The 22,683-nt window shown below is 66.9% G+C and carries 18 protein-coding genes; 7 read left to right on the forward strand and 11 right to left on the reverse strand.

Annotated features, from left to right (window positions below; all coding sequences use genetic code 11):
* Positions 1–20: 20 nt before the first annotated feature.
* Both HH308_RS02380 and HH308_RS02385 read left to right on the forward strand, forming a co-directional pair.
* Positions 21–689 carry an MspA family porin gene (locus HH308_RS02380; RefSeq protein ID WP_170192518.1) on the forward strand — a complete coding sequence of 223 codons (669 nt, stop codon included), beginning with the start codon at positions 21–23 and terminating at the stop codon, positions 687–689.
* A gap of 62 nt (positions 690–751) precedes the next feature.
* Positions 752–1,420, forward strand: coding sequence for an MspA family porin (locus tag HH308_RS02385; RefSeq protein WP_170192519.1), 669 nt, complete (start codon positions 752–754; stop codon positions 1,418–1,420).
* 33 nt (positions 1,421–1,453) lie between these two features.
* On the opposite strand, the gene HH308_RS02390 is transcribed toward HH308_RS02385, so the two are convergent.
* Entirely contained in the window at positions 1,454–2,224 is a 771-nt protein-coding gene (locus tag HH308_RS02390) for an IclR family transcriptional regulator (protein WP_170192520.1), read from the reverse strand.
* A 162-nt stretch (positions 2,225–2,386) separates the two neighbouring features.
* Here HH308_RS02390 and HH308_RS02395 point away from each other — a divergent pair, with 162 nt between their 5' ends.
* Positions 2,387–3,145, forward strand: a complete 759-nt coding sequence (locus HH308_RS02395; protein WP_211188030.1) for a CoA transferase subunit A — start codon at positions 2,387–2,389, stop codon at positions 3,143–3,145.
* A complete protein-coding gene (locus HH308_RS02400; RefSeq protein WP_170192521.1) occupies positions 3,142–3,795 on the forward strand; it encodes a 3-oxoacid CoA-transferase subunit B in 654 nt (217 codons plus the stop codon). The genes HH308_RS02395 and HH308_RS02400 overlap by 4 nt, the downstream gene beginning before the upstream one ends.
* Positions 3,796–3,823: 28 nt before the next feature.
* Here the strand turns inward: HH308_RS02400 and HH308_RS02405 are convergent, their stop codons facing one another.
* A complete protein-coding gene (locus HH308_RS02405) occupies positions 3,824–4,735 on the reverse strand; it encodes a LysR family transcriptional regulator (RefSeq protein ID WP_170192522.1) in 912 nt (303 codons plus the stop codon).
* Between the two features lie 107 nt (positions 4,736–4,842).
* On the opposite strand from HH308_RS02405, the gene HH308_RS02410 reads away from it, so the two are divergent.
* A complete protein-coding gene (locus HH308_RS02410) occupies positions 4,843–5,871 on the forward strand; it encodes a YeiH family protein (RefSeq protein WP_170192523.1) in 1,029 nt (342 codons plus the stop codon).
* 250 nt (positions 5,872–6,121) lie between these two features.
* On the opposite strand, the gene HH308_RS02415 is transcribed toward HH308_RS02410, so the two are convergent.
* The 8 genes from HH308_RS02415 to HH308_RS02450 all read right to left on the reverse strand — a co-directional run bounded on the left by HH308_RS02415 (position 6,122) and on the right by HH308_RS02450 (position 15,991).
* Positions 6,122–7,126, reverse strand: coding sequence for a LacI family DNA-binding transcriptional regulator (locus HH308_RS02415; RefSeq protein WP_170192524.1), 1,005 nt, complete (start codon positions 7,124–7,126; stop codon positions 6,122–6,124).
* Positions 7,127–7,161: 35 nt separating this feature from the next.
* Entirely contained in the window at positions 7,162–8,397 is a 1,236-nt protein-coding gene (locus tag HH308_RS02420; RefSeq protein ID WP_170192525.1) for an alpha-hydroxy acid oxidase, read from the reverse strand.
* Positions 8,394–9,902: a rhamnulokinase gene (locus HH308_RS02425; RefSeq protein WP_170192526.1), complete on the reverse strand. Its 1,509-nt coding sequence runs from the start codon at positions 9,900–9,902 to the stop codon at positions 8,394–8,396. Before HH308_RS02425 ends, HH308_RS02420 begins: the two co-directional genes overlap by 4 nt.
* On the reverse strand, positions 9,899–11,938 hold the full coding sequence (locus HH308_RS02430) for a bifunctional aldolase/short-chain dehydrogenase (protein ID WP_170192527.1): 2,040 nt from the start codon (positions 11,936–11,938) through the stop codon (positions 9,899–9,901). The genes HH308_RS02425 and HH308_RS02430 overlap by 4 nt, the downstream gene beginning before the upstream one ends.
* Before the next feature lie 56 nt (positions 11,939–11,994).
* Complete coding sequence (gene rhaI, locus HH308_RS02435) at positions 11,995–13,152, reverse strand: L-rhamnose isomerase (protein WP_170192528.1); 1,158 nt, start codon at positions 13,150–13,152, stop codon at positions 11,995–11,997.
* Positions 13,153–13,227: 75 nt separating this feature from the next.
* Complete coding sequence (locus HH308_RS02440; RefSeq protein WP_170192529.1) at positions 13,228–14,565, reverse strand: MFS transporter; 1,338 nt, start codon at positions 14,563–14,565, stop codon at positions 13,228–13,230.
* Positions 14,566–14,648: 83 nt separating this feature from the next.
* The gene (locus HH308_RS02445) at positions 14,649–15,008 is read right to left on the reverse strand and encodes an L-rhamnose mutarotase (protein ID WP_170192530.1); all 360 of its coding nucleotides are present in this window, start codon (positions 15,006–15,008) and stop codon (positions 14,649–14,651) included.
* Between the two features lie 104 nt (positions 15,009–15,112).
* Entirely contained in the window at positions 15,113–15,991 is an 879-nt protein-coding gene (locus tag HH308_RS02450) for a PAC2 family protein (protein ID WP_170192531.1), read from the reverse strand.
* A gap of 51 nt (positions 15,992–16,042) precedes the next feature.
* Between HH308_RS02450 and metH the strand changes: the two genes are divergently transcribed.
* Positions 16,043–19,651: a methionine synthase gene (gene metH / locus HH308_RS02455; RefSeq protein WP_170192532.1), complete on the forward strand. Its 3,609-nt coding sequence runs from the start codon at positions 16,043–16,045 to the stop codon at positions 19,649–19,651.
* Positions 19,652–20,090: 439 nt separating this feature from the next.
* On the opposite strand, the gene HH308_RS02460 is transcribed toward metH, so the two are convergent.
* Positions 20,091–20,561 (reverse strand): hypothetical protein, encoded by a 471-nt coding sequence (locus tag HH308_RS02460; protein WP_170192533.1) that lies wholly within the window; start codon positions 20,559–20,561, stop codon positions 20,091–20,093.
* A gap of 317 nt (positions 20,562–20,878) precedes the next feature.
* Between HH308_RS02460 and HH308_RS02465 the strand changes: the two genes are divergently transcribed.
* Positions 20,879–22,243 (forward strand): dipeptidase, encoded by a 1,365-nt coding sequence (locus HH308_RS02465; protein ID WP_170192534.1) that lies wholly within the window; start codon positions 20,879–20,881, stop codon positions 22,241–22,243.
* The last annotated feature ends 440 nt before the right edge of the window (positions 22,244–22,683 follow it).

Genomic DNA, 22,683 nt, shown 5'->3' on the forward strand with positions numbered 1-22,683 from the left:
CTGACAATGAAGGAACGTTCATGACCACCCAACAATCACGAGCATTCGGCGCAGCGCTGCCGGCGCTCATTGCCGTAGTCGGACTGGCCGCCGGAGCAGGCGCGGCTTCAGCGGACACCATGGTCCGACTCCCCAACAGATCGGTATCGGGTGATGAAGGGTTGAAACTGGTACGCACCAATGAGTCGGCGCGCATCTCACCGTCGCTGGCCGCCAACGGCGCTGGACGAAATGCCTGGGTGACCGCATCGGTCAAGCTGACCGCCCCGCACATCGGCACCTCCGACCCCGGAATCAGCAACGGCCCCGTCGGTGAGGCAACCGCACCGGGCACCAACGGAAGCTCCTTCAACAATGCCGCCGCCACCTTCACAACGGGCTACATCATCGGCTGCCAAGTAGCCATCGGCAACCTCACCCTCGGCGGGAGCGGATCACTCTCGTCGACGACTGTCGGCCTCTCCGGCTCGCTCAGCGTTCCGTTGACGCCCGGCGCGGTCACCTACGCGGTCATCGACTACAAGAACCTCACCAAGCCCGGCACGTATCACATCGCCTATACCGACTATTCCGTCCAAGTTCACGGGTGCGGCGGTTATGCACAAGCGCGCTCCTACACCGTCGTGGAAACCACGGGCGACAACCACCAGAAGATCACCCTGCTCGGCCAACCGTTCTCCCTCGGCTGAGCCGACGCATCTGACAGCCCCCCGAGCATCTCAATTCCATTGCTTTTCAAGGAGTTCCGCGCATGACCAGAAGTTTCATCACTCGCATCGGCGTGCCGACGGTGACGGCCACCGCTGCAGTCGCCGCCCTGAGCATCGCCACACCCGCAGCGAGCGCGAACACCGTGCGGCTACCCGCACAGACGAAATCTCAGCAGATCGCCGACGGTACCTCGGTCACCATCGAACGCAGCAACGAACGAGCCACCATCGCCGGACCGATGGCCGCCACTCCACTGCACCGCAGCGTTGTCGTATCCGGCCACTACTCGATAAGGCTGAGCAAGAAGTCGCCCACCGTTCTCCTGCAAGCCGGTTACATCGTCGGATGCCAAGTCTCCGTCGGCAGCCTGACGACTACAGGCACCGGATCGGGTGCCGACACCCTCGCGACGGGCGCTGTGACAGGCTCGGGTACGGCAGGCGGCAGCCTGTCGCTCGGGCCGGGACAAGCCGCAACCTACTACCTCACCGACTTCGAACGCACGGACCCCTTCGGCGCCGACCAACACAAGTTCTACGTGATGTACAGGAACACCGACCACGCGAAACTCAACTACGTCAACACCACCATCGGCGTCAACGGCTGTGCCGGCTACGCCCAAGCCCGATCATTCGCGAACGTCTCGGTGCTCAACCCCACGACGGACCAGGTCGTCACTCTGTACGGCAAGCCGTTCAGCCTCGGATAGCGCACGCAACCCGGGACCGCGAGCGCGCTCAGGTCAATGCCGATCATGCAGCCGGCGGCCCAACTCGTGCGCCTTCTGCATCAGTCGAGTCCCGAGGTCGCGGCGGCGGTCCGCCCGAAAGCGCGTCTGCACACCGGTGAGACTCAGGGCCCAGCCGGGGCGGCCGCGACGATCGAATACCGCCGCGGCCATGCCCCAGCTGCCTTCGACCAGCAGTCCGGGATTGACCGCGTATCCGCTGCGTCGCGTCGAGGCGATCCGGCGTCGAATCTGCGCTTGGGAGTGGCTTTCACCCCACCGGTCGACGAGATCGGTTCGAGCCAGGTAGTCGTCGATCTCGCGGTCCGGGAGATGCGACAGGATCGCCAACCCGGCAGAGGCGACACCCAGCGGAAAGCGGATGCCCTCGTAGAGCACGTGCGAGCGCAGCGGAAAGCTGCCCTCCTGACTGAGGACGCACACCGTCTCATCGCCGCGCATCGCCGAGAGGAAGGCGCTCTCTCCGGTATCGCGGGCCAGACCGTCGACGATGTCGCGGGCCCGATCGGCGATGTCGTAGCGATTGGCCGCGCTCGATCCCAGCAGGTACAACTCGGGGCCCAGCATCCAGCGGCCGGTGGCGTCGTCGCGGTCGACGAGGCCCTCGCCGGCCAGTGCGGTGAGCAACCGGTGGGCGGTGGGACGACTGATCGACGCCTCGGCCGCGAGTTCGGTGGTCGTCGAGCCCGACGTCGTCGCCGCGCCGAGGGCACGCAGCAGCGAGCCCGCTCGGCTGATGACCCGGATGCCTTTGTCGTCGGTCATCGGCCGATCCTACCGCCGGCCGACGCGTTCATCTGACGAACGCCGATGGAAGGTCGCGGCCACCGTGCGAACAGAACGGCCCGACGTCGTGGCAGTTGATTGCACCGGTGCCGCGATGGACCGCAGAGTCGTCGGCAGATCACATTTGATGAGGGAGCGGCAATGAAAGTGTTCACCAGCGCGGCCGACGCCGTCGGCGACGTCCCGTCCGGCGCATCGATCGCGGTCGGCGGTTTCGGTCTCTGCGGAATACCCGATCGGCTGATCGAGGCTCTCGCAGCGTCGGCCGTCAGCGGACTGTCGGTGTTCTCCAACAACTGTGGCATCGACGACGTCGGCCTGGGAATTCTGTTGCAGCTCAGGAAGATCAGCCGAGTCACGGCGTCGTATGTCGGTGAGAACAAGGAGTTCGCTCGACAGTATCTGTCCGGTGAGCTGGAGGTCGAACTGACGCCGCAGGGCACGCTCGCCGAACGGCTGCGCGCGGGCGGTTGCGGCATTCCCGCCTTCTTCACGCCGGCCGGCGTCGGCACACCGGTCGCCGACGGTGGCATGCCGTGGCGCTACGACGCCGACGGCTCGGTGCGGGTGGCCTCGCCCGCCAAGGAGACACGGGAATTCGGGGGCGCGACGTATGTGCTGGAAACGGGCATCACCGCCGACTACGCGCTCGTTCACGCAGTGAAAGGCGACACCGAGGGCAACCTGGTCTTCAACAAGACCGCGATGAACTTCAACCCACTGGCCGCGATGGCAGGCGCGATCACCATCGCCCAGGTGGAAGAGCTCGTCGAGCCGGGGGAGATCGACCCCGCCGAGGTGCATCTGCCCGGCGTGTTCGTCCAGCGGATCGTCCACACCGGACCGCAGACCAAGAAGATCGAAAAGCGCACCGTCCGAACCGAAGGAGCATCGGCATGACCGAGACACTCACCAAGCGGGGCTGGACCCGTGATCAGATGGCCGCTCGCGCCGCCGCGGAGATGGTCGACGGCGCGTACGTCAACCTCGGCATCGGACTGCCCACGCTCATTCCGGCGCATCTGCCACCCGGCGTGCGGGTCATCCTCCATTCGGAGAACGGCATCCTGGGCACCGGCGACTATCCGATCGACTCCGACGTCGACCCCGACCTGATCAACGCGGGCAAGGAGACCGTCACGGTCAACCCGGGTGCGGCCTTCTTCGACTCGGCGTTGTCGTTCGGCATGATCCGCGGCGGTCACATCGCCACCGCGGTGCTGGGCGGCATGCAGGTCTCGCGGTCCGGCGACCTCGCGAACTGGATGGTCCCCGGCAAGATGGTCAAAGGCATGGGCGGGGCGATGGACCTGGTACACGGCGCGTCGCGGGTGATCGTGCTGATGGAACACACCGACCGGTCCGGAGCGCCGAAGATCGTCGACGAGTGCTCGCTGCCACTGACCGGCAAAGGTGTGGTCGATCGCATCATCACCGACCTCGCGGTCATCGACGTCGTCGGCGACGGTGTACTTGCGTTACGCGAACTCGCGCCCGGCGTCAGCGTCGACGACGTAGTGGCCGCTACGGGCACGACGCTGCGGGTCTGACTCTTACTGCGGTCATCGCCTCCTGCCATCACCCGTCGCGCGCCGCCGAGTCGCGGCGCGCGATGCGGATGAGGTCGCCGGCCGGCCCGGCGACCTGCTTGGGCGGGCGCCACACGGCTCGCAATGATCGGCGCAGGTCCAGCCCTTCGATGTCGACGACGCGAAGTGAGCCGGCGTCCACGTGGTCGGCGACGGCGAGGGTGCTGAGAACGGCCGGACCCATGCCGGATTCGACGGCGGTGCGGATCGCGGCGCTGCTGCCGAGTTCGAGGAGGGGATCGGCCCGGTCGTAGGCGGCGAGCGCGACGTCGAGCGTGGTCCTCGTACCCGATCCGGGCTCACGGACCAACAGGGGAGTCGCGGCGAGTTCCGCAGCGTCGACGGGACGTCGTCGGCGCGTCCACGGATGCTGCGGCGGTACGACGACGACCAGCCGGTCGCGGGCGACGGTGATGTTGTGCAGAGTCTTGGGCACCGACGGCGACTCGATGAACCCGACGTCGTAGTCCTGCGACTCGACTCTCGTCACCACGGCCGTGGAATTCTGCACCTGCAGGTGAATCGTGACGTCGGGGTGGAGTGTGCGGAACTCGCCGAGCCAGCGCGGCATCAGATGTTCGGCCACCGTCAAAGAGGCCCCGACGGTCAGTTCGGCGGCGCGGCTGGACTGCAGGCCGTCGGCCACCCGCAACAGACTCTCGGCGTCGCCGACGATCTGCCGCGCCCAGTGCACGATCATGGTGCCTTGCGCGGTCAGCTTGGACCCGGCGGTAGTGCGTTGCAGCAACGTCACGCCGAGCTGGCGTTCCAGTCTGCCCAGCGCGCGGCTCGCGTTGGGCTGCGCCATCGACAGGGTCCGCGCCGCAGCGCTCAGGCTGCCGTGATCATCGACGGCGACCAGCAGTTCCAGCGCGGCGAGGTCGAGCGAGCGCAGAGTCATATCCAGACCATATATCCCGATTGCATGGACCGGACATGCACTTTTGATATGGCGACATATCCAGAACACGTCTTCTGCGCAAGCTGTGTCCCGGCGATGGTTGATACATGACCGACATGCTCTCCACCCCGATCTCCGCGAAGCGCGCCGCCGGCCGAGTCGCTCCCGGCCTGCTGCTGTGCGCAGCGGCGACCGCCGCGGCGATGGCGGTCAATCAGCTGCTCCCGACGGTCAGCCCGCTGTTGATCGCGATCCTGCTCGGCGCGGTCGCCGCGAACGTCTGGTCCGTCCCGCAGCGGCTGCAGCCGGGAATCGCGTTCTCGGCCAAGAAGCTGCTGCGGCTGGGCGTCGCGCTGCTCGGCCTGCAATTGGTCCTGGGCGACGTCATCGGGCTGGGCTGGGGGATGATCGTCGTCGTGGTGGCGATCGTCGGGCTCGGTATCGCCGGAACCATGTTCGTCGGAAAGCTGATGGGCATCGGATTCACCCAACGTGTGCTCATTGCGTGTGGATTCTCCATCTGCGGCGCCGCCGCGGTCGCGGCGACCGACGGCGTGATCGACGCCGATGACGAGGAAGTCGCGACCTCCGTTGCACTCGTGGTCATCTTCGGGACGCTGATGATTCCGGCGATCCCCCTGGCCGCGCACGCATTGGGTCTGTCCGAATCGATGGCGGGCTTGTGGGCCGGCGGCTCGATTCACGAGGTCGCGCAGGTCGTCGCGGCCGGTGGCGCGATCGGCACCACGGCGCTCGGTGTCGCGGTGATCGTCAAGCTCGCCCGAGTGATGATGCTTGCGCCGGTCATGGCTGTCCTCAGCATCCGCCAACGCAGGCACATCGCCGCGACGCAGTCGGACGCGCAGGTCACCCGCCCGCCGCTGATTCCGCTGTTCGTCGTCGGATTCATCGCGATGATGCTGCTGCGCTCGACGTCGATCCTGCCGCACGAGGTGATCGTGGTCGGCAAAATCGCGCAGACCGCGTTGCTGACCGCGGCGATGTTCGCACTCGGCCTGGGCATCCGGATCGCCGCGCTGCGCACGGTCGGGATGAAGCCGGTCATCCTGGCGACGCTGGCGACCGTGTGGGTATCGGGTATCGCCCTGGTCGGCGTGCTGGTGGCGGGGCACTAGACCTCGGCAGTCGGACTGCTGACTCACGGTCGACACCGAACTCCCGGTGTTGACCGTGAGTTTTCTGTTAGGTGGGCGGGGTGGGCGCTCGGTCGGAGGGACTGTTGTCGCAGGCTGTACGTGCGGAGGGGGTTCGGGGTGCGTTGGGTTCTTCGTCTCGCCAGCCCCTCGTTACACCGAAGCTCGTTCCTCGCTTCGGCACTCGGGGAGCGAGGTGGGAGGAGCGAAGTGGGGACCGCCCGAGCCGCCGTCAGCCGGTACTCGCCCGCACCACCAGCGTCGGCTGGAACATGATGTTCTCCGGGGGGCGGCGCGATCCGGCGTCGACCGCCGCGAGCAGCAGATCCACCGCTGTCGACCCGATCCGGGCGGTCGGCTGCCGCACCGACGTCAGCGCCACGACGGCAGAGGCCGCGAAGTCGATGTCGTCGTAGCCGACGAGTGCGACGTCGTCGGGAACACGGACATCACCGAGCATCGTCAGAGCCTGCAGCATCCCCATCGCGAGCAGATCGTTGGCGCAGAACACCGCGTCGGGGCGGTCCGCGGGGTCTCGTCGCTGCACCCGTTCCCCGACGGCGCGCCCGGCCAGCACCGACAGCGCGGGCGTCTCGATGATCTCCAGCGAGGCATCGGTGACGTCGTCGACCGCGGCCCGCGCGCCGAGCAGGCGGTCGTGGACCTGCCGCAACGACGCCGGTCCGCCGACGAAGGCGATCCGGCGTCGACCGGCACTCAACAGATGGTCGACGGCGAGCCGACCGCCGGCGACGTCGTCGACGGCCACCGAGTCGAATCCGGTCCCGCTGCCGTCACGGTCGACGAGCACGACGGGGGTGCCGCGGTCGCGGATGACCGCGAGTCGGTCGAGGTCGTCGCCGACTGGTGAGACGAGCAACCCGAAGACCCGCTGTTCGTCGAACGCGTCGACGTAGCTGCGCTCGCGGGCGGGGTCGTCGTCGGAGGTGCCGAGCAGCACGGTCAGGTCATGCTCGGCGGCCCGACGCTCGGCGGCCCGGGCGATGTCGGTGAAGAACGGGTTGCCGACGTCGAGGACCACGAGTCCGACGCTGCGGGAGCGTCCGGCGCGCAATTGTCGTGCGGCGTCGTTGCGCACGAAACCCAGCTCGTCGATCGCCGCCTGTACCCGGGCGACCGTCGACTCGGCGACCTTGCCGGGGGAGTTCAGTACGTTAGACACCGTGCCGACCGACACTCCGGCCGCCGCGGCCACTTCACGCATGCTCACACCCATGCACCCATCTCAGCAGATGCACTCGACGGCGCGGCTCAGGCGCGTGGGCGCGGCACCAATCGGGTCAACTGGGTGACGTGCGAGGGATTGAGTTCGTCGAGCGATGCGACGCCGAGCAGTCGCATCGTGCGTTCGATCTGCTCGCGCAGAATGGTCACCGCACGTTCGACACCCTGTTCGCCCCCGGCCATCAGGCCGTACAGATAGGCGCGGCCGATGAGCGTGAAGCGTGCCCCGAGGGCGATCGACGCGACGATGTCGGCACCGGACATGATGCCGGTGTCGGTGATGATCTCGGCCTGTTCGCCCAGTTCGGCCGCGACCGAGGGCAACAGGTGAAAGGGTATCGGGGCCCGATCCAGTTGGCGCCCACCGTGATTGGACAGCACGAGACCGTCGGCGCCGACGTCGACGACCGCCTTGGCGTCGTCGAGGGTCTGGATCCCTTTGACGACCAGCTTGCCCGGCCACTGCGACTTGATCCACGCGAGGTCGTCGAAGGTGACCGTCGGATCGAACATGGTGTCGAGCAGTTCGGCGACGGTACCCGACCATCGGTCGAGTGAGGCGAAGGCGAGCGGTTCGGTGGTCAGGAAGTCGATCCACCACGCGGGGCGCGGAATGGCGTTGAGCACCGTCTTGGCGGTCAGCGCCGGCGGGATCGACATCCCGTTGCGCTTGTCGCGCAGCCGAGCACCGGCGACGGGGACGTCGACGGTGACCAGCAGCGTGTCGAAACCGGCCGCGGCGGCTCGCTCGACGAGCGCCATCGACCGGTCCCGGTCCTTCCACATGTACAACTGAAACCAGTTGCGGCCGTCCGGGTTTGCCGCCTTGACGTCCTCGATCGACGCCGTGCCCATGGTCGACAGGGAGAACGGGATGACCGAGCGCGCGGCGACCTGCGCGCCCGCGTATTCGCCCTCGGTCTGCATCATCCGGGTGAAGCCGGTCGGGGCGATGCCGAAGGGGAGTTCAGACCGACCGCCCAGGATGGTGCAACTGGTGTCGACCTTGGCGACGTCGCGCAGGATCGCCGGGTGAAATTCGATGTCGCGGAACGCCTGTCGGGCGCGTTCGAGCGACAGTTCCAGCTCGGCGGAACCGTCGGTGTAGTCGAAGGCGGCCTTGGGGGTGCGCCGCTTGGCGATCGCGCGGAGATCCTCGATCGTCAGCGCGGCGTTGAGTCGCCGTGTCCGCGCATTGAATTCGGGCCTGCGGAACTGCATGAGGGGAGCGAGGTCGTGAACTCTCGGTACGCGGCGTTTCATCGGGAAACCCTTCCTGCCGACATCGACGGCGATGCGCGGCGCGTGGTCGTTGGTAGGTAGATCTGCGGTCCGAATGTGTTCGCGACCATAGCGCGGATCGCCGACAGGTCGCCATGGATCAACCCATGTGCCCGGGCGGCGACGGCGACATTGCCCAGCGCGGTGGCCTCGGCGGGGCCGGCGTGGACCGGCAGACCGCTGCGATCGGCCGTCAGTTGGCACAGCAGCCGGTTCTGGCTGCCGCCGCCGACGAGATGGATCCGGCGCACCGGCGTGCCGGAGAGTCGGGAGGCGTCGTGGACGGTCGCGGCGAAGGCGACGGCCAGACTCTCGACGATCGCGCGGACGATCTCCGGACGGGTCAGCGGTCCCGCGAGACCCCGTTCGGCATACCAGCCGCGGATGCGGCCGGGCATGTCGCCGGGCGCGAGGAAGGCGGGATCGTCGGTGTTGAACACATCGAACGTCGGCACGACGTCGGTCGCCTGCGCGAGCAGTTCGGCGAGGTCGGCGCGATAGCCGTCGCGTTCGAACTGCCGGATCGTCTCGCTGAGCAGCCACAATCCCATGACGTTGTGCAGGAAGCGCACGGTGCCGTCGACGCCGGCCTCATTGGTGAAGTTCGCCGCGGCTGCGGCGTCGGAGAGCCGGGGACCGTCCAGTTCGACGCCGACCAGACCCCAGGTACCGCAGGAGACATAGGCCGACGACCCGGGATCCATCGGAACGGCGGCGATCGCCGACGCCGTGTCGTGCGACCCGACGGTGGTGACCGCGGGCGCGGCGTCGATGCCGAAACTCGTTGCGACACCGGGTAACAGCGGCCCCAGGGTGGTCCCGGCGTCGACGACGCCGGGGAACAGGCCGGTGGGCAGCCCCAGCCGGGTCATCAGTTCGGTGTCCCACCGACCGTCGGTCCGCAGCAGTCCGGTGGTCGAGGCGTTGGTCCGCTCGGTGACCGCGACGCCGGTCAGCCAGTAGTTGATCAGATCGGGGATCAGCAGGGCGGCGTCGGCGACGTCGAGTAGCCCGTCGGTGCGCTCGGCGTCGAGCTGGAACAGTGTGGTGAACGGAAGATGCTGTAATCCATTGCGGGAGAACAGTTCCCGACGGTCTACTCGGCTGTGCACGGTCGCGACGGCGTCGATTGCGCGGGAATCGCGATAGTGGTGCGGCAGGCCGAGTAGTCGTCCGCCGCGGAGCAGCCCGTAGTCGACGGCCCAGGAGTCGACGCCCACTCCGACGAGTCGGTCACAGCGTCGAGCGGCCTCGGCGAGACCGGCGCCGGCCGCGGCGAACAGCCCGGGCAGGTCCCAGTGCAGGGCGGGGCGGTGACCGTTCCACAGCGCCACCGGTTCGTTGGTGAACCGCGCCACCTGAGTCAGTTCGAGTCGCCCCGGGCCGACGTCGGCGACCATGACCCGCCCGCTGGTCGCGCCGAGGTCGATGGCCGCGACCTGCCCGCCACCGATGGACACCCGAGCCGATGAGCTCGCGGGAGTCATCGCAGGAAGGCGGCGGCGACGCCGGCGTCGACCGGTACGTGCAGCCCGGTGGTGTGCGAGAAGTCCGAACTGCATAGCGCGAACGCGGCGTTGGCGATGTTCTCCGGCAGCACCTCGCGCTTGAGCAGGGTGCGCTGCGCATAGAACTTGCCGAGATCCTGCTCGTCGACGCCGTACACCGCGGCGCGCTGCGCACCCCAGCCGCCCGCGAAGATGCCCGACCCGCGGACCACCCCGTCGGGGTTGATGCCGTTGACCTTCACGCCGTGCTCGCCGAGTTCTGCGGCGAGCAGCCGAACCTGATGTGCTTGATCGGCTTTCGTCGCCGAGTAGGCGATGTTGTTCGGTCCGGCGAAGACGGAGTTCTTCGACGAGATGTAGAGGATGTCGCCGCCGAGGCGCTGATCGATCAGCGCGCGAGCAGCGGCCTGCGACACCAGGAACGAACCGCGAGCCATCACGTTGTGCTGCAGATCCCAGTCGTCGGCGGTGGTGTCGAGCAGTGACTTCGACAGTGACAGACCGGCGTTGTTGACGACGATGTCGATGCCGCCGAAAGCGAGCACCGTCGCGTCGACCGCGGCGCGCACCGCGGATTCGTCGGTGACGTCGGCGGCGATGCCGACGGCGACGTCGCAGTCGCCGATCTCCGCGGCGGCGGCCTGCGCCTTGGCGGCGTCGAGGTCGGCGATGACGACGCAGGCGCCTTCGGCCGCCAGGCGGGCGGCGATCGCCTTACCGATGCCCGACGCCGCGCCGGTGACCAGCGCGATTCGGGTGGCCAGTGGCTTCGGCTCGGGCATGCGGGCGAGTTTGGCCTCTTCCAATGCCCAATACTCGATGCGGAACTTCTCCGATTCGCCGATCGGCGCGTACCGGGACACCCCCTCGGCACCGCGCATCACGTTGATCGCGTTGAGGTAGAACTCGCCGGCGACCCGCGCGGTCTGCTTGTCCTTGCCGTAGCTGAACATTCCGACGCCCGGAATCAGCACGATCGCCGGGTCGGCCCCGCGGATCGCGGGACTGTCGGGGGTGGCGTGGCGGTCGTAGTACGCCTGGTAGTCCGCGCGGTAGGACTCGTGGAGTTGGCTCAGCCGCGACTTGCACTCGTCGACGGTGGCGGTCGCCGGAAGGTCGAGCACCAACGGGGAGACCTTGGTGCGCAAGAAGTGGTCGGGGCAGCTGGTACCGAGTGCGGCCAGGCGCGGGTGCTCGGCGGCCGCGAGGAACTCCAGGACGCGCGGGTCGTCGGTGTAGTGGCCGACCTGCGCCTTGTCGGTCGACGCCAGGCCGCGCAGGAATGGCGCCAGTGCGGCGGCACGTGCCCGGCGGTCGTCGTCGGGCAGCGGTGCATACCCGTCGAGCGGCGCGCCGAACGGCTGCGGTCGGGAGTTGGCCGCGAGGTACTTCTCGGCGCTCTGAATGATTTCGAGGGAATTGGCCTGCGCCTCATGGGACGAGTCGCCCCACGCGGTGATGCCGTGGCCACCGAGGATGCAGCCGATGGCCTGCGGATTCGCGGCTTTGATCGCGGCGATGTCGAGTCCGAGCTGGAATCCGGGTCGACGCCACGGAACCCACACGACGCGATCGCCGAAAATGGTGCGGGTCAGTTCCTCCCCGTCGGCGGCGGTCGCGATCGCGATACCCGAGTCGGGATGCAGGTGATCGACGTGGGCGGCGTCGACGAGTCCGTGCATGGCGGTGTCGATCGACGGTGCGGCTCCGCCCTTGCCGTGCAGACAGTAGTCGAAGGCGGCGACCATCTCGTCCTCGCGGTCGACGCCGGGGTATACGTCGACGAGCGCGCGCACTCGATCGAGGCGCAGGACGGCCAGGCCGGACTCGGTGAGGGTGCCGAGATCACCGCCGGATCCCTTGACCCACAACAGGTCTACCGATTCTCCGGTGACCGGGTCGGTGTCTGATCCCTTCGCGGAGGTGTTGCCGCCCGCGTAGTTGGTGTTCTTCGGGTCGCGGCCGAGGTGATTGGAGCGGGCGATGAGCGCCGCGACGGTGTCATGGGTGGTCATGTATTTCTCCGGTGGAGTCGGTGGTGGTGGTGAAGATCTGGATGACGAGGGAAAGCTCAAGCGCCCCAGGAAGATTGGGTTCCCCCGACGCGCTGCGCGACGATCGTCTCGGTGTAACCGGACGCGGCGAAGGCGGCCATCGGATCGGCTGGCAGGCCGCGTTCTTCGCGGTAGGCGGCGAGCGCCGGGCGCACGTCGGTGTAGAAGGCGTCCATGAATATCGCGTTGGCGCCCAACACGTCTCCGGCTTCCTGGGCGGCGGTGAGTGCGTCGACGTCGACGAGCGAGGCCCGGGCGGTCATCTCCGCGACGTTGAGAACCGACCGGATCTGGCCGGGGATCTTCGCTTCGACGTTGTGGCACTGATCGAGCATCAGCGCGACCGGCGAATCGGCGTCGAGGCCGCCGCCGCGGATGACCTCGAACACGATCCGGAACAGTTGGAACGGGTCGGCCGCGCCGACGATGAGGTCGTCGTCGGCGTAGAAGCGGGAGTTGAAGTCGAAGGAGCCGAGTTTGCCGAGCCGCAGCAGCTGCGCGACGATGAACTCGATATTGGTGCCCGGCGCGTGATGTCCGGTGTCGAGACAGACCATCGCGCGCTCACCGAGGGCGCTGACCTGGGCGTAGGAGGTGCCCCAGTCGGGGACGTCGGTCATGTAGGTGGCCGGCTCGAAGAACTTGTACTCCAGGACCAGTCGCTGCTCGTCGCCGATGTGCTGGTAGATGGTCGCCAGCGAGTCGGCGAGGCGGTCCTGGCGGCCGCGGATGTCGCCCTGGCCGGGGTAGTTGGTGCCGTCGGCGAGCCAGATCTTCAGATCCGTCGAACCGGTCTGGTCCATCACCTCGATGCAGCGCAGGTGATGGTCGATCGCCTTCTGCCGCACCGTCTTATCGGTGTGGGTGAGGCTGCCGAACTTGTAGTCGTCGTCCTGGAAGGTGTTGGAGTTGACCGTTCCGAGCGCGACCTGATGGTCGGCGGCGTACCCGCGCAGCGCGGCGTAGTCGTCGACGGTGTCCCACGGGATGTGCAGGGCCACGGTCGGGGCGAGGCCGGTAAGGCGGTGAACTGTCGCGGCGTCGGCGATCTTCTCTTGGATGGTCCGGGGCGTGCCGGGCGTGCCGAAGACCTTGAAGCGGGTACCTGAATTGCCGAACGCCCAGGAGGGCAGTTCGATCTTCAGGGTGTCGAGGACGGGGGAGAAGTCGATCATGGTGAGTCCTTGGATGCTGCGTGTCGCTGCGTGAGCTGATGTCGTGTGAAACGTTTCAACGCTGGTCGTGGTGTCTTATGCGACGGTTCGTGTGGAGGACGGAGCGGCAATCGGGAGCTCGGTAGTCGCCTGCGGGCGGGCGCCGTACCGCTCGGTCTCGATCTGCTGCAATGTCTTTCCCTGCGTCTTGGGAGCCCACACGGCGCCGATGATCAGCGCGACGGTGAGCAGTCCGACCAGCAGGCATCCGACGACCGGCAGGCCGGTTGCGGCGAGCAGCGTCGGGAAGAAGTAGCTGAGCAGGCCGGTGGCCGTGCGCACCACGAAGAACATCACGCCCTGCGCGCTTGCTCGGTACGGCGTCGCGAAGAGTTCACTGGCCCAGAGGCTGTAGAAGGCCTGCGCGCCGATACCCGAGGACACGCCCCAGAGAATGGCGAAGGTGAGCATGGTCGGGATGCCGCTGCTGGTGAATGCCACCAGGACGATCCAGCCGATGATGCCCAACGCCGCACCGATCACGTAAAGCAGCCGCTGAGACACCCGGTCCGCGTAGCGCATGAATCCGAAATACGTCGCGGCGACGGTGGCGCCCCAGACGAGGACCTGGAGCAGGTTCTGCCCGACCGCGCTGTGCAGACCCGCGGTGTCGTAGACACGGGGCATGAAGATGCCCGCCTGACCGGCGACGGTGTTCCAGAACAGGTAGATCCCGCCGAGGAAGAGCAGGGCGGTGATGTTGACCCTGCGGGAGAACAGGCCGCGGATGCCCCGCGCGCCGACGCTGCCGGCCAACTGGGCCGACTCGTTGGCGCCCTCCTCTTTCCAGATCTGCGACTCGTGCAGTCCCTGGCGAACCCACCACACGACCGCGGCGACGACGAACAGGTGGCCGAAGATGATGCGCGATCCGGTGAGACCCAGCGGTGCCAGCGCGGCGGCGAGTGCGAAACCGATCAGTGGGCCGATCGACCACGCGAGTTGTGCGGTGCCGACGTGTTTCGCACGCTCGGTGGTCGGAGCCTGTTCGGCGATGTAGGTCCACGACGCCGGGACACCCGCGCCGACTGCGACGCCGGTGATGATGAATGCGGCCAGCAACATCGTGAAGTTGACGGCGAACGCCGCGAGCAGCACGCCGGCCATGTAGACGAGCAAGTCGTAGGTGTAAATCGCCTTGCGGCCGAACTTGTCACACAGCGGGCCGCCGAACGCGGCACCGATGGCTGCGCCGAAAGCGTTGGCGCTCAACGCCGCCAGCAGTCCGACGGCGAAGTTGCTGATGCCGAAGGCGTCCTGCCAGAACGTCAGGCTGGTGGCGATGGCGATGATCGATCCGGCTTCGATGTAGTTCGACATCGCAACCGAGATGGTCGCGCGCCAACCGGTGGTGGAGCGGGCTCCGACTTTCATGGTTCGTCCTTGGTGTCGTGGTCCAGTACAGGGGGGAACAGAGGTGGGGTCAAGGTGTGGGGTCGGCGCCTGCGCCGGTGGGACTACTCGAGATGGAAGTACTCGACGAGTTCGCTGCGGAGATGGTCGGGGTTGGTGTCGCAATCGGCGCCGCCGACGGGCCGGAAGTACTGCGCCATCCGCTTCTGCCACCGGGTGTTGACGTCGGTCGCCGCGATGGCGGCTACGGCTCGGGCGTAGTCGTCGGTTTCGAGATATCCGACGACGAGCCCGTCGTCGGGCCGGACGAACCGGGTGTAGTTGTGCCAACCGGCGTCGCGCAGGGCGTCGAGCATCTCCGGCCAGACATGGGCGTGCACACCGAGGTAGTCGGCGACGCGCTCGGGACGCAGGTGCAGCAGGAAGCACACGCGCTGGGTGCGGGCTTCGGTGTGTTCGGTCATCGCCTGCCTCTCGTCTCGCGAATTGAAACGTTTCAATTCGTGATTGGAGACACAGTAGAACATGGAGTGTGAGGTGGTCAAGCGGCCCGACGCGGGCCGGTCGCCTACAGGCCGAAGTTTCCCGAATCCGGTCGACGCCGCTTCAGGTACCGCTCGAAGTCGGCGGCCAGCGCGTCGCCGTCGATCTGCGAGAGCGCCTCGTCGACGCTGGCGGCAGCGTCACCGCGTTCTTCGAGGCCCCGGACGTACTCGCGGACCTCGTCGTCGTCCTCGGTCATCTCGTTGACGGTCTCTTCCCACTCCTCGGCCTCGGTGGGTAGGTTGCCCAGCGGCACCTCGACGTCGACGATCTCCTCGATGCGGGTGAGCAGCGCCGCGGTGGCCTTCGGGTTGGGCGGCGCCGACATGTAGTGCGGTACCGCCGCCCACAGCGAGATGGCCGGAATCCCGGCCCGCACGAATGCATCCTGCAGAACGCCGGAGATGCCGGTCGGACCCTCGTAGCGGCTCTCGGTGAGCCCGTACTTCTTCGCCGCCTCGGTGCTGTAGGCCGCGCCGGTCACCGGAACCGGCCGGGTATGCGGCGTATCGGCAAGCAGCGCACCGGCGACGACGGTCGTCACGACGCCCAGCTGCGCCGCGATCTCCACGATCTCGTCGCAGAACGCCCGCCAGCGCATGTTCGGCTCGATTCCGCGCAGCAGTACGATGTCGTGGTCGGATCCGGGCGGACTGCAGTAGGAGAACGAGGTCACCGGCCAATCGATGCGGCGGGTCACCCCGTCGACGAGCTTGACCGTCGGGCGATTGACCTGGAAATCGTAGTAGTCTTCGGATTCGATATCGGTGAGATGGGTTGCGCCCCAACTCAACGCGAGGTGATCGATGGCCGCACTCGCGGCGTCGGCGGCGTCGTTCCAGCCTTCGAAGGCAGCGACGAGGATCGGATCGCGCAGGGTGATATCGAACTCCTTGTTACTCACTGAACCAGCCTACGACCATGCTGCTTTTGGGCGCGAACTACTCTGGAGATCATGTCTGACCAACGCACCGCCGCATCAGCACACGGCGGCCCACCGGGGGCCGCCTACGACACGACACTGCTTGACGCGATGTCGCGCCGGGTACTCATCGGCGACGGAGCGATGGGCACGATGTTACAGGCGGCAGATCTCACCCTGGACGATTTTCTGGGACTCGAGGGCTGCAATGAGATCCTCAACGAAACTCGCCCCGACGTTCTCGCGGAAATTCACCGCGCCTATTTCGAGGCGGGCGCCGACCTCGTCGAGACCAACACCTTCGGCTGCAATCTGTCGAATCTCGGCGACTACGACATCGCCGATCGCATCCGCGAACTCGCCTTCAAGGGCACCGCGATCGCACGCGGCGTCGCCGACGAGATGGGCCCGGGCCCGCACGGAGACCCGCGCTATGTACTCGGCTCGATCGGCCCCGGCACCAAGCTTCCGAGCTTGGGGCACACCACTTTTGCGGTGATCCGCGACGCATACTTCGAATGCGCGGCCGGCATGCTCGACGCCGGCGCCGACGGCATCCTCATCGAGACCTGCCAGGACCTGCTCCAGGTCAAGGCCGCCGTCGTCGGGTCGCGGCGCGCGATGGCGGAGCTGGGCCGGTCCATCCCGATCTTCGTCCATGTCACCGTCGAGACCACCGGAACCATGCTGTTGGGCTCGGAGATCGGCGCGGCACTCACCGCGCTGGAGCCGCTGGGCATCGACGTCATCGGGCTCAACTGTGCGACCGGACCGGCGGAGATGAGCGAGCATCTGCGCTACCTGTCTCGCCATGCCCGCATCCCGGTGTCGGTGATGCCGAATGCCGGACTGCCGGTCCTCGGACCCAACGGGGCCGAATATCCGCTCACCGCACCGGAATTGGCCGTCGCGCTGAGCGAATTCGTCGGCGAATTCGGGCTGTCGATGGTCGGCGGCTGCTGCGGCACGACGCCCGAGCACATCCGCCAGGTGGCCGCCGCGGTCGCCGCGGTGACCCGGGCCACCCGCACGCCCGAGCACGAGTCGTCGACGTCGTCGCTGTACAGCCCGGTGCCGTTCGCTCAGGACGCCAGCTTCCTCGTCATCGGCGAGCGCACGAACTCCAACGGCTCCAAGGCTTTTCGTGAGGCGATGATCGGCGGTGACTACCAGCGTTGCCTGGACATCGCGAAGGACCAGACGCGCGACGGTGCGCACATGCTCGACCTCAACGTCGACTACGTCGGCCGCGACGGCGCGCTCGACATGGCCGAACTGGCGAGTCGGTTCGCCACGGCGTCGACGCTGCCGATCATGATCGACTCCACCGAGCCGCCGGTCATCCAGGCCGGATTGGAAGCGCTGGGCGGCCGATGCGCGGTCAACTCGGTGAACTACGAGGACGGCGACGCCCCGACGTCGCGGTTCGCGCGGATCATGACTCTCGCCGTCGAACACGGTGCCGCGGTGGTCGCGCTGACCATCGATGAGCAGGGGCAGGCGCGCACCGCCGATCACAAGGTGGCCATCGCCGAACGCCTGATCGCCGACATCACCGGCAATTGGGGCCTCGCCGAGGAGGACATCATCATCGATGCCCTCACCTTCCCGATCTCCACCGGACAGGAGGAGGTGCGCCGTGACGGCATCGAGACCATCGAGGCGATCCGCCGGCTCAAGGCCACCCATCCCGAGATCCACTTCACCCTCGGCATCTCGAACATCTCGTTCGGACTGAATCCCGCGGCGCGCCAAGTGCTCAACTCAGTGTTCCTGCACGAGTGCGTCCAGGCGGGTCTGGATACCGCGATCGTGCATGCGTCGAAGATTCTGCCGATGGCGCGCATCCCCGACGAGCAGCGTCAGGTCGCCCTCGACCTCGTCTACGACCGCCGCCGCGACGGATACGACCCGCTGGCCCGCCTGATGGAGCTGTTCGAAGGCGTCTCCGCGGCGTCGGCGCGCGAAACCCGCGCCGCCGAGCTGGCCGCACTGCCGCTCTTCGATCGGTTGGAGCGACGCATCGTCGACGGTGAGCGCAACGGCCTGGACGACGATCTCAACGAGGCGATGACAACGGTTCCGCCGCTGAAGATCATCAACGAGACGCTGTTGTCGGGGATGAAGACCGTCGGCGAGCTGTTCGGCTCCGGGCAGATGCAGCTGCCCTTCGTGCTGCAGTCCGCCGAAGTGATGAAAGCCGCTGTGGCACACCTCGAACCACACATGGAGTCGACCGGCGAAGACGGCAAGGGCCGCATCGTGCTCGCGACGGTCAAGGGCGACGTCCACGACATCGGCAAGAACCTCGTCGACATCATTCTGAGCAACAACGGCTACGAAGTGGTGAATATCGGTATCAAGCAACCGATTTCGACGATTCTGGAAGTCGCCGAGGACAAGAAGGTCGACGTGATCGGCATGTCCGGCCTGCTGGTCAAGTCGACCGTCGTGATGAAGGACAACCTCGAAGAGATCAACCACCGTGGTCTCGCCGATACCTACCCGGTGTTGCTCGGCGGCGCCGCGCTCACGCGCGCCTACGTCGAGAACGACCTCTCCGACGTCTATGCGGGCGATGTCCACTACGCCCGCGACGCCTTCGAAGGGCTGCGCCTGATGGATGACATCATGGCGGTCAAACGCGGTGAGGGACCCGACCCGGACAGCCCGGAAGCGTTGGCGGCCAAGCAGAAAGCCGCCGAGCGCAAGGCGCGCCATGAGCGGTCGCGGCGGATCGCCGAGAAGCGTCGGGCCGAACAGGAGCCCGTCGTGGTGCCCGCGCGATCCGACGTCGCCGCCGACAACGAGTTGCCGACGCCGCCGTTCTGGGGCTCGCGGGTGGTCCGCGGGATTCCCGTCGCCGATTATCTGCAGCTGCTCGACGAGCGTGCATTGTTCTTGGGGCAGTGGGGATTACGCGGCACCCGCGGCGGCGACGGCCCGGACTACGACGAGTTGGTCGAGACCGAGGGACGGCCACGGCTGCGGCAGTGGATCGACCGGCTGTCGACCGAGGGTATCCTCGCGCACGCCGCGGTGGTGTACGGCTACTTCCCGGTGGTCTCCGACGGCGACACCGTGCATCTGCTCACCGAGCCGAAACCCGATGCGCCCGTTCGTTTCAGCTTCGACTTCCCCCGCCAGCAGCGCAGTCGGTTCCTGTGCATCGCCGACTTCGTGCGCTCGCGCGAGCAGGCGATCGCCAGCGGCGTCGTCGACGTGTTGCCACTGCAGCTGGTGACGATGGGGCAGCCGATCGCCGACTTCGCCAACAAGCTGTTCGCCGACAACTCCTACCGCGACTACCTGGAGGTACACGGCATCAGCGTGCAGCTGACCGAGGCGCTCGCCGAGTACTGGCATCAGCGCATCCGATCGGAGCTGCAGTTCACCGGTCATGCGATGGCGAGCGAGGACCCGGACAATCCGCAAGGCTTCTTCGACCTCGAATACCGCGGTGCGCGTTACTCGTTCGGCTACGGAGCATGCCCGGAACTGGAAGACCGGGGCAAGCTGGTCGAGCTGCTGGAGGCCGGCCGGATCGGTGTCACGTTGTCCGAGGAATTGCAGTTGCACCCGGAACAGTCGACCGACGCGTTCGTGCTGCACCATCCCGAAGCGAAGTATTTCAACACGTAGTCGGGAGCGGCTCAATTGATGGTTGCCCCTGGATCCATCGACGGGGGACCAATTTCGCTGGTTGAGCCTGGTGTCACCGGTCGGGGCACTCCCTCCTGCTGGTTGAGCCTGAATTCACCGACGGTAGGCCCCATCTGCTGGTTGAGCCTGGTTTGACCGGTCGGGGCACTCCATCTGCTGGTTGAGCCGCGAGGAGCGCTAGCGACGAGCGTGTCGAAACCTCCATACCACAATGCATTTGATGGCAGTGCATTTGTCTAACTGTGATGGAATCGAACATCGGTTCGTTGTCACTGGCGGGCGGGTGAGGGTGGTGTAGTCGGGTTTCCGCAGTGGCAACCGTCATCCCGGTCGAACACTCGCGCGGCATTTCCGACCATTGCGACGCGACACTCCACGAGCCGAAGCCGAGTCGAAACCAACAGTGACACAACAGGTTTCAGTCGACTAGCCGGGGTCGGACGAGGCGAGCCAGCCTCACCTCGGCGGCCTCGCGCTGCGGATTGGTGTGAGCTGTCCGCTCGATCTGAATCGTCCCCGTGCGGTGACGGCCCGCGAACGCAATCGCGTGAAACTGGACGAAGTACATTCCGTCGCCGGCCGACCGCGGATTCAACGTGTCGCCCGGTATGCCGAGCGTGAGATCACGCATGGTGCTGCCGGTTCGTCCGAGCGTGAGGGTCAACATCTCCGCGGTGTTCTCGCCGCGCCATTCGCAGCGCAAGCCATCTCGTCGGCCGACGGCTGCCACGCCGAGGAACTCGACGACTTCGGCAGAGGTCACCAGTGCGCATGGATCAACCGTCGTCGCGGTCGACGATCGGTTGCCGGTCGACTCGCAGGCCCCGACGCCGACGATCGCGGCGGCCGACGTCGCAGCGATGACGGCCCGCTGAGTGCGCAGGATCATCGAGTCTCCTTCGCGTCGCAGTTCGCGGGGAACCGGGGACGAGGCGGTGGTGTCAATCGTGCACCGCGGTACGAGCCGGTACTACTCGAATGGCACAACCGGGGCATTCGCGAGTGGTTGGTTTCGACTCGCTGTGCTCGCTCAACCAGCAGAAGAAGGCCACGGCGATACGTGCGTGTCGTCTCCCGCGGTTCGGCCGGGGCCGATGGTCGGAGACAGTAGTGTTGTTCGTGCGCCGCGCCACCGGCGGCATTGCTCGAAAGGCGCATCCGCAGCTCGTGTGGTGCGTTCCGCCGACGATATCGAAGGACACCACGATGACTGACGTGCTCACCGACGATGCATTGCGCTCCCGCGTGGCGTCGCACATGCCGCAGGCCAAGACGGATTTGAGCACCCTGGTGTCGTTCGCGTCGGTCTACGACCCGGCCCAGCAGCCGCCGCCTGCCGACTGCGATCGAGCCGTCGACTGGCTCGTCGACACATTCACCGCGATGGGATTCGCCGACGTCACCGCGCATGTCACCGCGGACGGCAGCAAGACGGTGATCGGACACCGCATCGTCGACGACGCCGCGCCGACGGTGCTGCTGTACTTCCACCACGACGTTCAGCCGCCGCTCGGCGAGGACCAGTGGGCGTCGTCGCCGTGGAAACTGACCGAACGCGACGGCCGCTGGTACGGGCGTGGCGCCGCCGACTGCAAAGGGAACATCGCCGTCGTTCTCACCGCCCTGCGCGCCGTCGCCGACGATCTCGGTGTGAACGTCCGGATCGTGGGCGAGGGGTCCGAGGAACAGGGCACCGGCGGCTTGGAGGACTTCGTGCCACGCCACCCGGATCTCCTTGCCGCAGAAGCGATCCTGGTCCTCGACGCCGGGAACTTCGCCGTCGGCGTACCGGCGTTGACCACCAGTCTGCGGGGAATGGCCAACGTCGTCGTCCGCGTCGAGGCACTGCGCTCGGCGGTGCACTCGGGCATGTTCGGCGGTGCCGCCCCCGATGCGCTGGCGGCGCTCATCGCCATGCTAGCGACGCTGCGCGACGCCGACGGCAACACGACCATCGCCGGACTCGACACCACGGCGACGTGGCCCGGCCAGGATTATCCCGCCGACGCCTTCCGAACCGACGCCACCGTGCTCGACGGCGTCGGACTGCTCGGCTCGGGCCGAGTCAGCGATCAGGTGTGGGCCCGTCCGGCGGCGACGGTCCTGGGCATCGACTGTCCCCGGGTGGCCGGATCGTCGGCCTCGATCGTGCCCGCGGCGGCGGCACGCATCAATCTGCGCGTTCCCCCGGGTATGGACATCAAGGTCGCGCAACAGGCCTTGGCCGATCAACTCAGTGCCGCGGCGCCGTGGCAGGTCCACGTCACCGTCGAGCCGGAAGCCGACGGCGCACCGTTCTCCGGCGCGACCGAGGGAGCCGCCTTCGACACGTTGGTCTCATCGTTGAAGAATGCTTACGGCGTCGACGATGTCCGACTGCTCGGCCAAGGCGGTTCGATTCCGTTGTGCAATGTCTTCGCCGAGACCTTCCCGGACGCCGAGATCATGCTGTTCGGCGTCGAAGAACCGTCCTGTCTCATTCACGCGCCGAATGAAAGTGTCGCGCCCGACGAAATAGAGACGATGGCAGTCGCGTTGGCCCGGTTCCTACGGGACTATTCGGCGCGGTAGAAGTCATGGCGATACCGTTCGAATGCGCGGTGTGCGGTGCCCGAGTCGACGGTTGGGTGGAGTTCGCCGACTTCGACGCCGATCGCCCGCAGTGGACCCCACGAGCACAATAGCGCCAATGCAAGCGGCCAAGAAGAGGCCGAAGAAACAGAATCCGTGCCAAGGGTCTCGGAAACCCACGAAAAGAGTCTGAAGAAAGAGCACGAAAAGCACGGATGTCAGGCAACGGCAGGCCGATCAGTGTTGGGAGGGGCTGTTTCGATCGGCGGCCTGCTGTGTCGGAATACTTGTCGGTGGTCGAAGGTATGTTCGGTTTATGGGGATCGGTCAGCATGCGACGCGCGCGTCCGGCGAGTATCGCTGGCTGCTGTCGGCGCCGTCGGCTTGGCCGGCTGCGGACCCGGCCACGTTGGAGCTTGGTGATCCCGCCGGTGGTGATA

Origin of the sequence: Gordonia asplenii, from assembly GCF_012933505.1 — a bacterium.
Taxonomy (GTDB): domain Bacteria; phylum Actinomycetota; class Actinomycetes; order Mycobacteriales; family Mycobacteriaceae; genus Gordonia; species Gordonia asplenii.

Coding starts and splice junctions, on each gene's coding strand:
- HH308_RS02380 (WP_170192518.1), top strand. CDS start 21: ATGACCACCCAACAATCACGAGCATTCGGCGCAGCGCTGCCGGCGCTC.
- HH308_RS02385 (WP_170192519.1), top strand. CDS start 752: ATGACCAGAAGTTTCATCACTCGCATCGGCGTGCCGACGGTGACGGCC.
- HH308_RS02390 (WP_170192520.1), bottom strand. CDS start 2,224: ATGACCGACGACAAAGGCATCCGGGTCATCAGCCGAGCGGGCTCGCTG.
- HH308_RS02395 (WP_211188030.1), top strand. CDS start 2,387: ATGAAAGTGTTCACCAGCGCGGCCGACGCCGTCGGCGACGTCCCGTCC.
- HH308_RS02400 (WP_170192521.1), top strand. CDS start 3,142: ATGACCGAGACACTCACCAAGCGGGGCTGGACCCGTGATCAGATGGCC.
- HH308_RS02405 (WP_170192522.1), bottom strand. CDS start 4,735: ATGACTCTGCGCTCGCTCGACCTCGCCGCGCTGGAACTGCTGGTCGCC.
- HH308_RS02410 (WP_170192523.1), top strand. CDS start 4,843: ATGACCGACATGCTCTCCACCCCGATCTCCGCGAAGCGCGCCGCCGGC.
- HH308_RS02415 (WP_170192524.1), bottom strand. CDS start 7,126: ATGGGTGTGAGCATGCGTGAAGTGGCCGCGGCGGCCGGAGTGTCGGTC.
- HH308_RS02420 (WP_170192525.1), bottom strand. CDS start 8,397: ATGAAACGCCGCGTACCGAGAGTTCACGACCTCGCTCCCCTCATGCAG.
- HH308_RS02425 (WP_170192526.1), bottom strand. CDS start 9,902: ATGACTCCCGCGAGCTCATCGGCTCGGGTGTCCATCGGTGGCGGGCAG.
- HH308_RS02430 (WP_170192527.1), bottom strand. CDS start 11,938: ATGACCACCCATGACACCGTCGCGGCGCTCATCGCCCGCTCCAATCAC.
- rhaI (WP_170192528.1), bottom strand. CDS start 13,152: ATGATCGACTTCTCCCCCGTCCTCGACACCCTGAAGATCGAACTGCCC.
- HH308_RS02440 (WP_170192529.1), bottom strand. CDS start 14,565: ATGAAAGTCGGAGCCCGCTCCACCACCGGTTGGCGCGCGACCATCTCG.
- HH308_RS02445 (WP_170192530.1), bottom strand. CDS start 15,008: ATGACCGAACACACCGAAGCCCGCACCCAGCGCGTGTGCTTCCTGCTG.
- metH (WP_170192532.1), top strand. CDS start 16,043: ATGTCTGACCAACGCACCGCCGCATCAGCACACGGCGGCCCACCGGGG.
- HH308_RS02460 (WP_170192533.1), bottom strand. CDS start 20,561: ATGATCCTGCGCACTCAGCGGGCCGTCATCGCTGCGACGTCGGCCGCC.
- HH308_RS02465 (WP_170192534.1), top strand. CDS start 20,879: ATGACTGACGTGCTCACCGACGATGCATTGCGCTCCCGCGTGGCGTCG.